Source organism: Thalassolituus sp. UBA2590, from assembly GCF_002339775.1.
Lineage (GTDB): Bacteria > Pseudomonadota > Gammaproteobacteria > Pseudomonadales > Oceanobacteraceae > Thalassolituus.
In genome coordinates this window covers 1-14,250 of record NZ_DDKU01000083.1, presented here as the reverse complement: position 1 = coordinate 14,250, position 14,250 = coordinate 1, and the positions used below count along the sequence as shown (strand labels likewise).

Genomic DNA, 14,250 nt, shown 5'->3' with positions numbered 1-14,250 from the left:
GGTAAGGCAACGGGTTTTGATCCCGTCATTCGCAGGTTCGAGTCCTGCCACCTCAGCCAATTCTATCTCCTCCATCTTTGAAATCACTGCATCAAGGGGACGACTGTGTCTAAGTTGATGGTATTTACCGGTAATGCAAATCCGGAACTGGCTAAGCTCGTCGTCGAGCGTCTCGATCTTTCCCTTGGCGAAGCCACCGTGGGCAAATTCAGTGATGGTGAGATAACCGTCGAAATTAATGAAAACGTTCGCGGTAAAGACGTTTTTATCCTGCAGCCTACCTGCGCACCAACCAATGACAACCTGATGGAAATGCTGCTGATGGCCGACGGTCTGCGTCGTGCATCCGCAAGCCGTATCACAGCCGTTGTTCCATATTTTGGCTACGCCCGTCAGGATCGTCGTCCACGCAGTGCTCGTGTGCCTATTTCTGCGCGCGCCGTAGCTGACATGATGTCAGGTTCTGGTATTGACCGTGTTCTGACTGTTGACCTGCACGCTGACCAGATTCAGGGCTTCTTCGATATCCCTGTGGATAACGTGTATGGCTCCCCTATCCTGCTGGACGATATGGAACGTCAGAACTTTGAAGATCTGATCGTTGTATCACCAGACATCGGTGGTGTTGTTCGTGCACGGGCGATCGCTAAGCAGCTTAACGTTGACCTCGCGATTATCGACAAACGCCGCCCTAAAGCGAACGTATCTGAAGTCATGCACATCATCGGTGATGTGAAAGACCGTACCTGTGTTCTGGTCGATGACATGGTCGATACCGCCGGTACCCTGTGTCAGGCAGCGAAAGCATTGAAAGAATTTGGTGCGAAAAAGGTTGTCGCCTACTGTACGCATCCTGTACTATCCGGGCCCGCGATTGAACGCCTTGCCAGTGCAGAGCTCGACGAGCTGGTAGTGACTGACACTATCCCTCTGTCTGAAGCCGCCCGCGCAACCGGCACGATCCGCCAACTGACCATTGCAGGTCTGCTGGCAGAGTCGATCCGTCGCGTAAACAACGAAGAATCCATCAGTGCGATGTTCCGTTAAGCCGCGAGCTTAAGAACAACGAACTGATTATCGGCAACACCACAAGGTGTTGCTATAACGACCGCCGGCGTTGGTCGCAAACTCCGGCGGTTTTTACATCCTGAAATGAGGAAATCACTATGTCAGACTTCACTTTGTCTGCTGTAACTCGCGAAGATGCGGGGAAAGGTGCGAGCCGCCGCCTGCGTCGCGAGAACGGCGTTCCAGCAATCATCTACGGCGGTAAAGCCGGTGGTAACGACCGTAAGCCTACGCCTATCACTCTGAAGGCGAATGAACTGAACAAAGCTCTGGAATCAGAAGCTTTCTACAGCTCAATGATCACTCTGTCTGTTGATGGAAAAGACGAAACTGTAATCCTGAAGGATCTGCAGCGTCACCCTGCGAAGAACCTGATCTGGCACGCTGACTTCCAGCGCGTAAGCAAGTCTTCTAAGATCACTACTACCGTTCCACTGCACTTCCTGAACGAAGACACCTGTAAAGGCGTTAAGCTCGGCGGCGGTAAGATTATGCACCAGATGAACACCCTTGAAATCGTATGTGCCGCTGGCGACCTGCCAGAGTACATCGAAATCGACATGGCTGACGTTGAAGTTGGCGGTGTAATCCACCTGTCTGACCTGAAACTGCCTAAAGGCGTTGAGTCTCTGGCACTGTCACACGGTGAAGAACACGATACTTCAGTTGTTTCTGTAATCGAGCCTAAAGGTTCGAAAGAAGACGAAGCTGAAGACGCTGAAGCTGAAGGCGGCGACGAGTAATCGTTGCGCTCAGAGAAAAGCGGGGCTTGTCCCCGCTTTTTTATTGTCTGCTATTTATCACACTGATATCGAATGGACATTGTATGGCTGATCCAATTCGCTTAATCGTAGGCCTTGGCAACCCAGGCGCAGAATACGAAAACACCCGCCACAATGCCGGTTTCTGGCTGGTTGAACGCCTCGCCCGACAGGAAGGCATCACGCTTTCACCAGACAAAAAATTCTTCGGACTCTCTGGCAAAGGGCGCATTGGCGGTCAGGAATGCTATCTCCTTATGCCAACGACCTTTATGAATCGCAGTGGTCAGGCGGTAGCCGCATTAGCGAACTTCTACAAAATCAAAACCAGCGAAATTCTGGTCGTCCATGACGAACTGGACATGCCCCCTGGCGTTGCCAAGTTCAAAACCGGAGGCGGTCACGGTGGACAGAACGGTCTTCGCGATATCATCGCTCGTATGAGCAATCAGAAAGATTTCCATCGCCTGCGGGTCGGTATTGGTCACCCGGGTGATAAAAATCTGGTCACCGGTCATGTACTGGGACGCGCCAGCAAAGCAGAACAACAAGCCATCGACAGTGTCATCGATGAGGCAATACGTGTACTGCCAGATGCGATCGCCGGTGACTTGCCGAAAGCTATGAATCGACTTCACAGCTTTAAAGGGTAAAATACCCGCCACAAGTAATCAGATACACCAACCAAACATACGATCGGGATACAGAAATGGGCTTTAAATGCGGAATCGTTGGTCTGCCCAACGTCGGTAAATCAACACTCTTCAACGCTCTGACCAAATCAGGCATCGCGGCAGAGAACTTCCCCTTCTGTACCATTGAGCCTAACACTGGCATGGTGAACATGCCCGATCCACGCCTTGATGCACTGGCAGCGATCGTTAACCCTGAGAAAGTCATTCCAACCGCCATGGAATTCGTCGATATCGCAGGCCTGGTCGCTGGTGCATCAAAAGGTGAAGGTCTGGGTAACCAGTTTCTGGCCAACATCCGCGAAACAGACGCGATTGCGCACGTTGTACGCTGCTTCGAAGACGACAACGTTATTCACGTAGCGAATCAGGTAGACCCTGCGGCCGATATCGACATCATCAATACTGAGCTGGTGCTGGCTGACCTTGATTCATGTGAGAAACAGCTGCAGCGAGTCACCCGCACCGCGAAAGGTGGTGATAAAGACGCCATCGCTCAGAAGGCCCTGCTTGAGAAGCTGATTCCTCATTTTGAAGAAGGCAAAACCGCGCGCATGCTGGATATGGACGACGATGAGAAACGTGTTGCACGTCAATTCCATCTTCTGACCACCAAACCAACCATGTACATCGCCAACGTTTCAGAAGAAGGCTTTGAGGATAATCCTTATCTGGATACAGTACGCGAAGTCGCTGCATCAGAAGGTGCTTCAGTGGTCGTGGTATGCAACAAGATTGAAGCCGAAATTTCAGAACTGGAAGACGACGAAAAGGCCGACTTCCTGGAAATGATGGGCATGGAAGAACCGGGGCTGGACCGCGTTATCCGCGCTGGTTATCAACTTCTGGGCCTACAGACCTACTTTACCGCAGGTGTTAAAGAAGTACGCGCCTGGACCATCAAAGTAGGCTCAACGGCACCGCGTGCGGCCGCTGCGATTCACACTGACTTTGAGCGCGGCTTCATCCGTGCCGAGGTGGTTGGCTACGACGACTTCATTGAGTACAACGGCGAAAACGGTGCGAAGGAAGCCGGTAAGTGGCGCTTAGAGGGTAAAGAGTACATCGTCAAAGACGGCGACGTTATCCACTTCCGCTTCAACGTCTGATCAACGCAAAAGTCGTTTATCAAGGTTTGGCTTCAGGGGTTCTCCCGGAAGCCAAACTTATTGGAACAATCAATTCATTTTCCCACTCTCTTAATTCACCAGCGAAACAACTAGACTAGAGGCTGTAAACTGCCCGGTGATTTATGACGACTCCTGCATTCCGACTACCACTGCCACTTCTGCTGGCCATGCTGACCGCCATTGGTCCGCTCTCCATCGATATGTACCTGCCCGCGATGGCAGCCATGGCTGGGTCGTTAAGCAGTGACATTCATCATGTCGAGCTCTCTGTCAGCACCTTCCTGCTTGGGTTTGCGCTCGGTCAGATTACGGGTGGCCCACTCTCTGACCGCGTTGGCCGCCGACCAGTCATTTTTCTGGGCTTAACCTTATTTGGCATCGCCAGCGTTGCTCTGACCCACGTAAGTTCTCTTGATGGTCTGTTACTGCTCCGCGGCTTGCAGGCAATAGGCGGTGGACTTGCCGTCGTGAACTCGACCGCCATTGTCCGTGACCATTTCGATGGCACTGACATTGCCAGAGTACTGTCTATGGTAGCCATGATCATGATGGCCGCTCCACTCGCTGCGCCTTTGTTAGGATCTCTGGTACTGACCTTCAGCGGCTGGAGAAGTATCTTCGGTATTCTCAGTGCCTACGCCGCCATTCTTATCGGAATTCTGGTCTGGCAACTTCCTGAGAGCCACCCTCCTCACCGGAGGATTAAGCGTTCGCCGTGGGCGGGGTATGCGACTGTCCTGAAGCACCGCGTCGCACGTCGGTATATTCTGATGCTGGCAAGTGCATACAGTGGCATGTTTGTATTTATCACCGCATCGCCGTACCTGTATCTGGAACACTTTGAACAGAACGAGCAGACATTCCCCTGGTTATTCGGTGCGAATGTCATTGTCATCATGCTGATGAACCGGCTGAATATATTCTGGCTCCGTTACTGGTCTCCGCAGCGGCTGCTGACCGCAGGAATTCTGTTGCAGTTCGCGTCAGCACTGGCGCTACTGCTACTTGCTCTGTCGCCTCACTTCAAGCTCCCTGTGGTTCTGCCGCTACTGATGATCTATGTCGGCTCTCTGGGCCTGATCACAGCCAATACCATGGGCACCGTCATGCAGTATTTCCGTGAGGTTGCAGGGTCAGCCACGGCACTGATGGGCGTCATACAGTTCAGTGGCGGCGCTCTCGCGGGACTCCTATGGGGAAAACTCCACGACCATACGCCAGTACCGATGATGGAGGTGTCCCTGCTGACCGCCTCTCTCGCACTGGTATTTCTGCTCTTCGCTCGCAAAGCCAGCCAATCAGAGGCAAGTCAGAGCGGCATTCACGCATCCGCAACAGACTGATGCATACAAGCAACAATCAATACTTGAGTAAATTGCTCAGGAGTATCAGAATGAACGTTCATTCCGCTTTATGAAGAAAATGGATAAACGCGAACTTATCATCACCGCCACCTGCGATCTGATTGCAGAGAACGGCCTTCAGGCAACGCCAATTTCAATGGTTGCCAAAGAAGCCTGTTGTGGCGCGGGAACTATCTACCGTTACTTCGAAACCAAGGAAGAGCTGATAGAAGATGTCTACCTGACCCTGATGGAGCGTTTTTCAGACGCTTGCCTGAAGGATGTCGATGAAAACGCAAGCGTAAGGGAACAATTGAACAGCGTGTGGCTCAATCTATATCACTACATGCGTGAAGTTCCCCGAGACGCCCTGCTCCTTGATCAGTTAAGCGTTGCCCCTGCAATACGTGGTGAGCTGCAGGAACAAGGAAAGCGTCGCCTGAAAGAGAAGATTGATCCTCTGTTCGAGCGCGGTAGGGAAGAAGGACTGATTAAAGATATCCCCGACGATGTACTGGGGGTGTTCGTGTACGGTGGGATTTCGACGCTGTTACGTACCGATCGTAACGCGCCCTGTGCCGTACCCACGGAAGTGACCGATGAAATGCTGCTCAGCATCTGCTGGGGAGCAATAGAGAAACGCGACTGATATTCAGGAGAGTAAGATGGCTACAGCACTGATTGATGCAGAAAAGCAGGCGACAGCAAGCGGAACGGCAGCGAATGAGTCCATGGGACGTGCTGCTAAGGCGACGGCCAGTACTGACTACTACGACCTGATTGGCACTATCGCACTTGAGCGCCGCCGTGTGCGTAACAGCGCCGAGGCGACTGCCGAGTAAGCAGCCCCCACGCCGTAATCTGTTGACCAGAACACCGTTAATGGAAAACGGCGTCTTCCCCTGTATCGCTTTCAGCAAAGGCTGGCGGCAATGCACTGTCCCGGTTAATCACAAAGACACTGTGTTCAGGGACGATCGAAACGCCCTCTGCTTCGATGTCTTCAAGTAAGATACACGTCAGATCAATAGAATCCATACCGACCACGATTGCCATCGGGCATCCATACTGGGTGTGAATAGCAACCAGATCTCCGATTTCGATGTCTTCGCGGACAGTGTTAATGTCTCCGGCAACCAGATCATCACTCGGCCAAGGCGTCTTAAAGCGTGCCAGGGCAACAAGTTGAACAATCCCCTGAACGACACCATCGTTAATGTCCAACACCATGCCCTCATCGGTTTCATCAGCATGATCATCGGATACACGCTCAAGAAGATGCATAAACAGATCTGAATCTTCGTCCGTCCAGCGCACGTCTACCGCCTGTGTACCAGTGCGTCGGGAACAAAAACTAACTTCGGTGGGTACGAGAGTGGCAGGTTCGCCTTCTCCCGCTGGCATCAGCAGACTGACCGCGTCAAAGCCTGAGTTATCGTTATTCTGAATACGCCAGTAAAGCGGTTGCATTTCTGCGTTCATAAGGTCAACTCCTTATTCACCTGGATCGGGTTTGGCCTGTAACAGGCAGTCTGAGCCGTGTCCCCCTTTCTGCAACACCTGTCTGAATGTATAGCAACCGTCACCTTCCGACACAAGCCCCATATTGTGTAAAGCTGCTGCAGTTCACACAGAGAGGCGTCAAAGCGGTCATAACAGGCCGTCGGGAACTCCCTGCATATTCCTGTTCTGCCGGGGCAACTCTGATTAAAGCAGAGCCGCTCTGTGCTCCATGATAAACTGCGTCCGTTTCTAGCGTAATCAAGGTCTGCCGAAGGAGATTGTTCTTATGACCCGTTATCCGCTCATTGGAATTCTGTTCGCCACAACGGTTCTGGCGGGTTGTGCCTCAACGCCACAGGGGCTCGATAGAATTCAGGACCGTGCCAGCCGGGAGGCTGTCAGTACGGTGCGCTCCGGGGCGACCTTGATCAAAGAGGCCGAACAGCAGAAAAGCCAGGCCAAAGCTCAGGAAACTTACCGCTTTGCACCGGCCATGACTGACTCTGCCAACGACTATCTCAACGATGCGAAGCAGGCCCGTGACAAAGGCAAAGCTGACAACGAAGTCAGAGAACTGGCCTTAACAGCTCTGGCTACGTTTGAAAAAGCGCAGTATCACACCTTAATTGCTCGGGAAACCCTGGCGCCCTCTCTGGCGCATCTGGAGGTTCTGAACAGTATCCGCTCAGACACCTATTACCCAAGTGATTATCGCGCGGTCAATGAAGATCTCGACAGCATTATCCGGACCTTAGAGACTACGGGCGCACCAGCAAGCGCCAGCCAGACGCAACGCCAGCTTCTGCTGGATATGCACGACCTTGAGGTCCGGACCATTGGCTTCATCCAGCTGCAGCAGATCCGGAACCGGATTGACGCTATGCGAGAAGCTGGCGCCGAAAAGTTAATTCCGCGCAGTTTCAGCACAGCAACAACAGCGCTGGCTTCCGCAGAAGACCTCATCAGCAAAGCCCCCCGGGCTGACGCAGAGATCGCTGCGCAGCGGGAAGCAGCAAAAACCGCCGCCGACCATGCCCAGATCATTCTGGCAATGAGCAATGAGGTTCTGGACGCAGATAAAGACAACGCTGAAGCGTTAGTTCTGCGTATCGAACGCTGGTTGTACAACATCGCTGTCGCTTTGAAATACCCAGACATCCGCCACCTGCCCATGGATGAGCAATCACGTCAGCTGGCTGAAGAAATTGAAGATGTAATTCAGCGCTGACCCACGATACAGCTGGGTCGACAACCCGGCTTTCTCTGTCTCAGCACTGGCGAATAAGTGAGCAGAGGCTGTATACTGTCGCCCCTTTTTTTGAACGACCAGACACAGCAGTATGACTGAACAGGCGAAAAAGCTTTACATCAAAACCCACGGTTGCCAGATGAACGAATACGATTCGTCACGTATGGCCGACATGCTGGGTGAAAGCCATAAAATGGTGGTCACGGACAACCCTGAAGAGGCTGACGTCATTCTGCTGAATACCTGCTCTATCCGTGAGAAGGCACAGGAGAAAGTCTTCCACGAGCTGGGCCGCTGGAAGAACCTGAAAACGACCAATCCAGACCTGAAGATTGGTGTCGGTGGCTGTGTTGCCTCCCAGGAAGGCGACGCCATCATGAAACGCGCGCCTTTTGTGGATATGGTCTTTGGCCCACAGACGCTGCACCGCCTGCCAGAGATGGTGAACAAGGCCAGTAATGCGATTCAGGTTGTAGACGTGACCTTCCCGGAAATCGAAAAGTTTGATCACCTGCCTGCCCCTAAGTCTGAAGGCAGCTCGGCGTTTGTTTCTGTGATGGAAGGCTGCTCAAAATACTGCACCTTCTGCGTCGTACCCTACACCCGCGGCGAAGAAGTCAGCCGCCCATTGGCTGACGTGCTGAAAGAATGTGAAGTGCTCGCAGCTCAGGGCGTGCGTGAAATTAACCTGCTTGGGCAGAACGTGAACGCCTATCAGGGTGACACGGGCGATGATGACTATGCAGACCTGGCCGAACTGATTACTCAGGTAGCCGAAATCGATGGCATTGACCGCATCCGATTTACAACGTCTCATCCGGTCGAGTTCAGCGACAGCTTGATCGAGGTTTACGCGGAAGTTCCTGAGCTGGTCAGCCACATACACCTGCCGGTTCAGAGCGGCTCTAACCGCATTCTTGCAGCCATGAAACGTGGCCACGAAATTGATCTTTATATCGATAAGATCCGCCGTCTGCGCGAACTGCGCCCTGATATCTCAATTTCATCCGACTTTATCATCGGCTTCCCGGGTGAGACGGAAGAAGACTTTCTCGACACCATGAAACTGATCGACGAGATCGGTTTTGACACCTCATTCAGCTTTGTTTACAGCGCCCGCCCTGGTACCCCAGCAGCGCAGCTGGATGATGACACCCCCGAATCACTGAAGAAGCAACGTCTGAAGATACTGCAGGACCGTATTGTGCAGAATGCACAGCAGATCAGCCGCCGCATGGTCGGACGTGAAGAAGTCATTCTGGTGACTGGCGTGTCTAAGAAAGACCCAGGCGAGCTTCAAGGCCGCACCGAAAACAACCGGGTGGTAAACTTTAAGTGTGACGATCAGTCTATGATCGGAAAATTCGTCCGGGTCAGCATTGAAGATGCCTACCCGAACAGCCTGCGTGGCGTCATCATTGACGCGTCGCAAGCGTACTGATCAACCATCATATCGAGGTCAATTTGTCCGACGAGCAGCAAAGCAGCACAAGCCCTGAACCGACCGCTAAACAGCATGCCGTGAGTTTTACTCTGGAGCCGGATGACGCCAGTCGTCTCGCAAACCTGTGCGGCAATCTGGACGGACATATCAAGCAGATTGCTGATCATTACGAGCTGGACATTTTTAATCGCGGCAACCGCTTTCAGATCGAGGGCAAAGTCGGCCCGGCCAAACGTGCCGCCGACTTACTGCAGCGCCTCTACAAAGAAACCGGCAAAGGCACTGAAATCAGCCCCGACCTGATTCACCTGTTTCTACAGGAAGACAGTGCCCGGCCGTCGCAGCGCGGTAAGCGCACCTACGACGCCGACAAAGGCATCATCAAGACTCCACTGGCGGTGATTAAGCCCAGAGGCGAGAACCAGCTTGAGTATCTGGATCAGGTACGCAAATACGACATCAACTTCGGTATAGGCCCGGCCGGTACGGGCAAAACCTTCCTTGCCGTTGCCACCGCCGTTGAAGCCCTGATGCGCGATGATGTGAAACGTATTCTGCTGGTGCGCCCTGCGGTTGAGGCCGGTGAAAAGCTCGGCTTCCTGCCCGGTGACCTGGCTCAGAAAATTGATCCGTACCTGCGCCCGTTATATGACGCTCTGTACGAGATGCTGGGTTTTGAAGCCGTTACCAAGATGATTGAACGCAATCAGATTGAGATCGCCCCACTGGCTTACATGCGTGGTCGGACTCTGAGCCATTCGTTTGTGATTCTCGATGAAAGTCAGAACACCACGAAAGAACAGATGAAAATGTTCCTGACCCGGGTTGGCTTTGGCTCTAAAGCCGTGATTACCGGCGACATCACCCAGGTCGACCTGCCGCGAGGTGTGTATTCGGGCCTGAAACACGGTCTGGAAGTGCTCGACGGCGTCGAAGGCATCGGCATCACCCGCTTTAATAACCGTGACGTAGTACGCCACCCACTGGTTCAGCGGATCGTTGATGCGTACGACAAACACGACGAGAAAGAAGACGCGCGCCGCGCTGCTGAAAAAGCGCAGGCCAAGGCCGATGCACTCGCTGCTCAGGCGAGTCATCCCAGCGAAGATCACGGCGAATGAACCTGCTGTTAGATGTTCAGCTTGCTGAAAGTATCGAGCACCTCAATACCTTGCCGACCGAAGAGCAGCTCACCCTATGGGCAAGCACTGCGCTTAAAGGCCGTACTGATTTTGAGGAACCCGAGCTGACCATTCGCCTGACCGACGAAGAAGAAAGTCAGGCTCTGAACAGTGAGTATCGCGGCAAAGACAAACCCACCAACGTACTGTCGTTTCCTTTTGAAATGCCTCCGGGCATACCGCTTGAGTTACTGGGTGATCTCATCATCTGTGTCGGCGTGGTTGAACAGGAAGCGCAGGAGCAGGCAAAGACTACCGAGGCCCACTGGGCACATATGGTAATCCACGGTTGCTTGCATTTACTGGGGTACGACCATATAAAGGACGACGAAGCCGAAGAAATGGAAGCGCTGGAGCGCGACTTGCTGGCTTCGCTCGGCTATCCCGACCCATACGCTGCGGATACTGAGTAAGCAGTTTACACATAGGAAATTACCTCCGGTCTGACGTATCCCATCCGGAGAAAAGAGGCATCATGAGCGAAGACCGATCGGGCCAACCCCGAAGTTGGCTGGAAAAAATAAGCGACCTGTTTACGGACGAACCACGCACCCGGCAGGACCTGAAAGACATCGTACGAGAAGCGGCTGACCGCAGCATCGTCGACACCGAAACGCTCACTATTATTGAAGGCGCGCTGCAAGTCTCAGACATGCAGGTTCGCGACATCATGATTCCTCGCTCGCAGATGACCTCCATTCAGGAAAACGAAAGCCTGAAAGAGTACCTGCCACGTATTATCGATTCAGCGCACTCGCGCTTCCCTGTGATCAGCGAAAACCCGAACGAAGTCAGCGGTATTCTGCTCGCCAAAGACCTGCTGCCGTTGGTGGTTAAAGATAACGCCGATGATTTCCGCGTGCGCGATATTCTGCGCCCGGCCATCTTTGTTCCTGAGAGCAAACGTCTGAACGTGCTGCTGCGGGAGTTCCGCTCAAACCGTAACCACATGGCCATTGTGGTCGACGAATTCGGCGGCGTAGCCGGTCTGGTAACCATCGAAGACGTTCTGGAGCAGATCGTTGGCGACATCGAAGACGAGCATGACTTCGACGACGAAGAAAACAACATCAAAGAAGTCGATCCGGGTGTCTACACCGTGAAAGCCCTGACGCCACTCAGCGACTTCAATGAAGCGCTGGATGCGAAGCTCCCTAACGCTGACTTCGACACCATTGGCGGCATCGTCACACATCATTTCGGCCGGGTGCCTGAATGTAATGAAAGCATCCGCATTGAGGGTATGAAATTCCGTGTTATCAACGGCACCAGCCGTCAGATTAACCTGCTTGAAGTTCATACCGACGACTGAGCCCGATTATGTTCACACGCGCCGCCCTGCCATCATGGATCGCCCTAGTGGGAGGCGCGCTGTTTCCGTTTGCCCTCGCCCCTTATTTTCTCTGGCCATTGGGCCTCGTCAGCCTTGGCGCTCTGTTCTATGCGCTACAGAAAAGCGACACGGGCAAAGCCGCCTTTAAGCGCGCCTGGTTGTTCGGCCTTGGGCAGTTCGGATTGGGTGTCTCGTGGATTTACGTCAGCATGCATGACCACGGTGGCACACCCGCCTGGTTAGCGGTGCCGGCTGTAGCGCTCTTTGCAGGTTTTCTCGCACTCATCCCCGCCTTCTGGTTTCTGTTGCGTCAGAAACTCAGTGGGCACTCATTGACGACATTCAGTTTCGCAAGCTTCTGGCTCTTACAGGAATGGTGTCGAAGCTGGTTCTTAACCGGCTTCCCCTGGTTGTACGCCGGCGACGCTCACCTCTTTACCTGGCTGTCCGGCTGGGCGCCAGTGTCAGGTGCTTACGTTATTTCGTTTATTCTGGCTCTGACAGCGGCCTCACTGGTCATTGTCGTGCAGACCCGCAACTGGGTGTATTTAATGCCCCTTTTACTGTGGCCAGCGGGCGACGCACTGAAGCAGGTTAACTGGACCCACGCGACCGGCACTATGTCCGTAGGTGTCGTTCAGGGGAATGTGGAACAGAACCGCAAATGGCTGAACGAAGAAATCTTCCCGACCATCGATCGCTATCAGGCAGATACCCGACCACTGCTGGGTAATGATCTGATTCTGTGGCCAGAGACTGCAATCACTCTGCTCTATCAACGCTATCAGCCTTACATGGAATTATTTGCCGAAGAGCTGCAGGAAAATAACAGCACTGTCATTACTGGTATTCCGTTTCGCTGGCCACGCGGTACCGAGTTAGAAGGCGAATACCACAACAGCATCATCGCTTTTGGTGATGGCGAAGGCGTTTACCACAAGCAACGACTGGTACCGTTTGGCGAATATATTCCGCTTGAAAGTGCGATCCGTGGCCTCATTCCGTTTTTTGATCTGCCTATGTCCAGCTTCCGCGCCGGTGAAATCGATCAGGACCTGCTGAAAGTCACCGTGCATCAAGGTGACTCAACCGAACTGGCCTTAGTCGCTCCCTATATCTGCTACGAAATCGCTTACCCGGATCTGGTACTGGAAACCGCAAAGAGTGCCGACCTGCTGGTAACCATCAGCAACGATGCCTGGTTTGGGGATTCACTCGGACCTAAGCAACATATGGCGCTGGCACAGATGCGGGCACTTGAAACCGGCCGCTGGATTCTGCGCTCTACTAACACAGGTATTTCAGCGCTGGTGAATCACAAAGGTGAAATCACAGACCGCATCCCGGTCAGTGAGCGCACCAGTTTCAGCTCGGTTGCAGAGCGTCGCACGGGCGAAACCCTGTATATGAAAATTGGTGTATTGCCACTGCTGTGTTTCGCATTCACCCTGATTGCACTTGCAACCCTTATTCAAAGGAAAGGTCGTGGCGAAACTGCTCTTTAAACTCAATGGCGTGACAGAAGAAGAAGCAAACTTTGTTCGCGAGCGTCTTGATGAGGCTAACGTTGATTACTACGAAACCAATCAAGGCCGCTGGGGGATTTCACTTGCAGCCATCTGGTTAAAAAACGAAGACGACTACACCGACGCCCGCGCTCTTCTCGATAAAATTCAGGAAGACTGGCTGGAAGAAGTACGGCAGCATCCGATACCAACCATGGGTCAGCGCTTCTATGAGCGCCCGACCAGTTTTATCTTAACCCTGATCGCCATTGCAGCGATCATAGGTTTATCGGTACTGCCATTTCTTGGGGCGTTTACAGAGTAGAGAATCTCGAGCGTTCACTTCGAGTATCAATAACTTCACCGAAGATCTCATTCACTACCCGCTCTGCCCCGTAATAGTTTACGTGGTTTGAGTCCGAAAAAAGCAATCTCTTATTTTCGTCATACTGCCTGCAAGATCCAGCCTCACAAAACAGATGCTGCACAGGTAGGAGTGTGACCTTATTTTCATATTGCTCAAGCAGCGGTAACACTCTGTGATTCCGAAGGCGATATTCTGCTTGATCAAGCGCAGGCAGCAATGAGACCGCCTGATCGATACTTTCGGCATAGCCGAGAAACATGGCTTTCTCGACAAAGTCGTTTGCGCGTTGCTCAAACTCAGGAACAGGGAAAACGAGGATGATATTCTTACCGGCCGACTCAATACTAGCCATGGTTTCCTCCATTGAGCGTTCAAGGACAGTCGCATTATCAGAAACTAGGGATGCACGGCCTTCGTTATCTCTTACTTTGCGGGGTGTATCGTTATCTCTGAAACCCTCGGTATAAATCGCCCATTCTGCCAGCATAATAACCGTATCAACGTCTGGATTTTCAAGAATCGACTCAAACGCGGACGACATGATGTCCGCACAGCCTTCCTCTGCCTCAAAGCCATTTAACAACGGAGCACAGTAGCCGCCACTTACAGCAATGGCGGACACACCGGCTTCGGTCAGATAATCATCCGCGTAATCGAAAATAGCACCTGCATGA

Annotated in this window: 16 protein-coding genes; 14 read left to right on the top strand and 2 right to left on the bottom strand. The window is 52.8% G+C overall.

The window, feature by feature from the left end; genetic code table 11:
* The first annotated feature begins 105 nt into the window (after nt 1-105).
* The 7 genes from B2067_RS08025 (at nt 106) to B2067_RS07995 (ending at nt 5,836) form a co-directional block, all read left to right on the top strand.
* Nucleotides 106-1,047 carry a ribose-phosphate pyrophosphokinase gene (locus B2067_RS08025; RefSeq protein WP_068442327.1) on the top strand — a complete coding sequence of 314 codons (942 nt, stop codon included), beginning with the start codon at nt 106-108 and terminating at the stop codon, nt 1,045-1,047.
* A 119-nt stretch (nt 1,048-1,166) separates the two neighbouring features.
* Nucleotides 1,167-1,811: a 50S ribosomal protein L25/general stress protein Ctc gene (locus B2067_RS08020; protein WP_297532407.1), complete on the top strand. Its 645-nt coding sequence runs from the start codon at nt 1,167-1,169 to the stop codon at nt 1,809-1,811.
* 83 nt (nt 1,812-1,894) lie between these two features.
* On the top strand, nt 1,895-2,482 hold the full coding sequence (gene pth / locus B2067_RS08015; RefSeq protein WP_297532408.1) for an aminoacyl-tRNA hydrolase: 588 nt from the start codon (nt 1,895-1,897) through the stop codon (nt 2,480-2,482).
* A 56-nt stretch (nt 2,483-2,538) separates the two neighbouring features.
* Nucleotides 2,539-3,630: a redox-regulated ATPase YchF gene (gene ychF, locus B2067_RS08010; RefSeq protein ID WP_297532411.1), complete on the top strand. Its 1,092-nt coding sequence runs from the start codon at nt 2,539-2,541 to the stop codon at nt 3,628-3,630.
* A gap of 143 nt (nt 3,631-3,773) precedes the next feature.
* A complete protein-coding gene (locus tag B2067_RS08005) occupies nt 3,774-4,994 on the top strand; it encodes a multidrug effflux MFS transporter (RefSeq protein WP_301388050.1) in 1,221 nt (406 codons plus the stop codon).
* A gap of 79 nt (nt 4,995-5,073) precedes the next feature.
* Nucleotides 5,074-5,643 (top strand): TetR/AcrR family transcriptional regulator, encoded by a 570-nt coding sequence (locus B2067_RS08000; RefSeq protein ID WP_301377019.1) that lies wholly within the window; start codon nt 5,074-5,076, stop codon nt 5,641-5,643.
* Between the two features lie 16 nt (nt 5,644-5,659).
* Nucleotides 5,660-5,836 (top strand): hypothetical protein, encoded by a 177-nt coding sequence (locus B2067_RS07995; RefSeq protein WP_301388049.1) that lies wholly within the window; start codon nt 5,660-5,662, stop codon nt 5,834-5,836.
* 37 nt (nt 5,837-5,873) lie between these two features.
* On the opposite strand, the gene B2067_RS07990 is transcribed toward B2067_RS07995, so the two are convergent.
* A complete protein-coding gene (locus B2067_RS07990) occupies nt 5,874-6,476 on the bottom strand; it encodes a hypothetical protein (protein ID WP_068436544.1) in 603 nt (200 codons plus the stop codon).
* A 307-nt stretch (nt 6,477-6,783) separates the two neighbouring features.
* Between B2067_RS07990 and B2067_RS07985 the strand changes: the two genes are divergently transcribed.
* The 7 genes from B2067_RS07985 (at nt 6,784) to B2067_RS07955 (ending at nt 13,534) form a co-directional block, all read left to right on the top strand.
* On the top strand, nt 6,784-7,725 hold the full coding sequence (locus B2067_RS07985) for a hypothetical protein (RefSeq protein ID WP_068436542.1): 942 nt from the start codon (nt 6,784-6,786) through the stop codon (nt 7,723-7,725).
* 112 nt (nt 7,726-7,837) lie between these two features.
* Nucleotides 7,838-9,187 (top strand): tRNA (N6-isopentenyl adenosine(37)-C2)-methylthiotransferase MiaB, encoded by a 1,350-nt coding sequence (miaB, locus tag B2067_RS07980; RefSeq protein ID WP_273087835.1) that lies wholly within the window; start codon nt 7,838-7,840, stop codon nt 9,185-9,187.
* Nucleotides 9,188-9,210: 23 nt separating this feature from the next.
* Nucleotides 9,211-10,311 (top strand): PhoH family protein, encoded by a 1,101-nt coding sequence (locus B2067_RS07975; protein ID WP_414716418.1) that lies wholly within the window; start codon nt 9,211-9,213, stop codon nt 10,309-10,311.
* Nucleotides 10,308-10,784: an rRNA maturation RNase YbeY gene (gene ybeY / locus B2067_RS07970; protein WP_273087831.1), complete on the top strand. Its 477-nt coding sequence runs from the start codon at nt 10,308-10,310 to the stop codon at nt 10,782-10,784. The genes B2067_RS07975 and ybeY overlap by 4 nt, the downstream gene beginning before the upstream one ends.
* A gap of 62 nt (nt 10,785-10,846) precedes the next feature.
* Complete coding sequence (locus tag B2067_RS07965; RefSeq protein WP_068436533.1) at nt 10,847-11,683, top strand: HlyC/CorC family transporter; 837 nt, start codon at nt 10,847-10,849, stop codon at nt 11,681-11,683.
* An 8-nt stretch (nt 11,684-11,691) separates the two neighbouring features.
* Nucleotides 11,692-13,209: an apolipoprotein N-acyltransferase gene (gene lnt / locus B2067_RS07960; protein ID WP_301388047.1), complete on the top strand. Its 1,518-nt coding sequence runs from the start codon at nt 11,692-11,694 to the stop codon at nt 13,207-13,209.
* Nucleotides 13,190-13,534 (top strand): DUF6164 family protein, encoded by a 345-nt coding sequence (locus B2067_RS07955; protein ID WP_273087824.1) that lies wholly within the window; start codon nt 13,190-13,192, stop codon nt 13,532-13,534. The genes lnt and B2067_RS07955 overlap by 20 nt, the downstream gene beginning before the upstream one ends.
* On the opposite strand, the gene B2067_RS07950 is transcribed toward B2067_RS07955, so the two are convergent.
* A partial coding sequence (locus B2067_RS07950) for an SGNH hydrolase domain-containing protein (RefSeq protein ID WP_301388046.1) occupies nt 13,524-14,250 on the bottom strand: 727 nt, incomplete at its 5' end. The two genes, B2067_RS07955 and B2067_RS07950, sit on opposite strands and share 11 nt — an antisense overlap.

Excerpts from the sequence above, each read along its gene's own strand:
- B2067_RS08020 (WP_297532407.1), top strand. The coding sequence starts at position 1,167 with ATGTCAGACTTCACTTTGTCTGCTGTAACTCGCGAAGATGCGGGGAAA.
- B2067_RS08005 (WP_301388050.1), top strand. The coding sequence starts at position 3,774 with ATGACGACTCCTGCATTCCGACTACCACTGCCACTTCTGCTGGCCATG.
- B2067_RS07995 (WP_301388049.1), top strand. The coding sequence starts at position 5,660 with ATGGCTACAGCACTGATTGATGCAGAAAAGCAGGCGACAGCAAGCGGA.
- lnt (WP_301388047.1), top strand. The coding sequence starts at position 11,692 with ATGTTCACACGCGCCGCCCTGCCATCATGGATCGCCCTAGTGGGAGGC.
- B2067_RS08000 (WP_301377019.1), top strand. The coding sequence starts at position 5,074 with ATGGATAAACGCGAACTTATCATCACCGCCACCTGCGATCTGATTGCA.
- ybeY (WP_273087831.1), top strand. The coding sequence starts at position 10,308 with ATGAACCTGCTGTTAGATGTTCAGCTTGCTGAAAGTATCGAGCACCTC.
- B2067_RS07990 (WP_068436544.1), bottom strand. The coding sequence starts at position 6,476 with ATGAACGCAGAAATGCAACCGCTTTACTGGCGTATTCAGAATAACGAT.
- B2067_RS07985 (WP_068436542.1), top strand. The coding sequence starts at position 6,784 with ATGACCCGTTATCCGCTCATTGGAATTCTGTTCGCCACAACGGTTCTG.
- ychF (WP_297532411.1), top strand. The coding sequence starts at position 2,539 with ATGGGCTTTAAATGCGGAATCGTTGGTCTGCCCAACGTCGGTAAATCA.
- B2067_RS07965 (WP_068436533.1), top strand. The coding sequence starts at position 10,847 with ATGAGCGAAGACCGATCGGGCCAACCCCGAAGTTGGCTGGAAAAAATA.
- miaB (WP_273087835.1), top strand. The coding sequence starts at position 7,838 with ATGACTGAACAGGCGAAAAAGCTTTACATCAAAACCCACGGTTGCCAG.
- pth (WP_297532408.1), top strand. The coding sequence starts at position 1,895 with ATGGCTGATCCAATTCGCTTAATCGTAGGCCTTGGCAACCCAGGCGCA.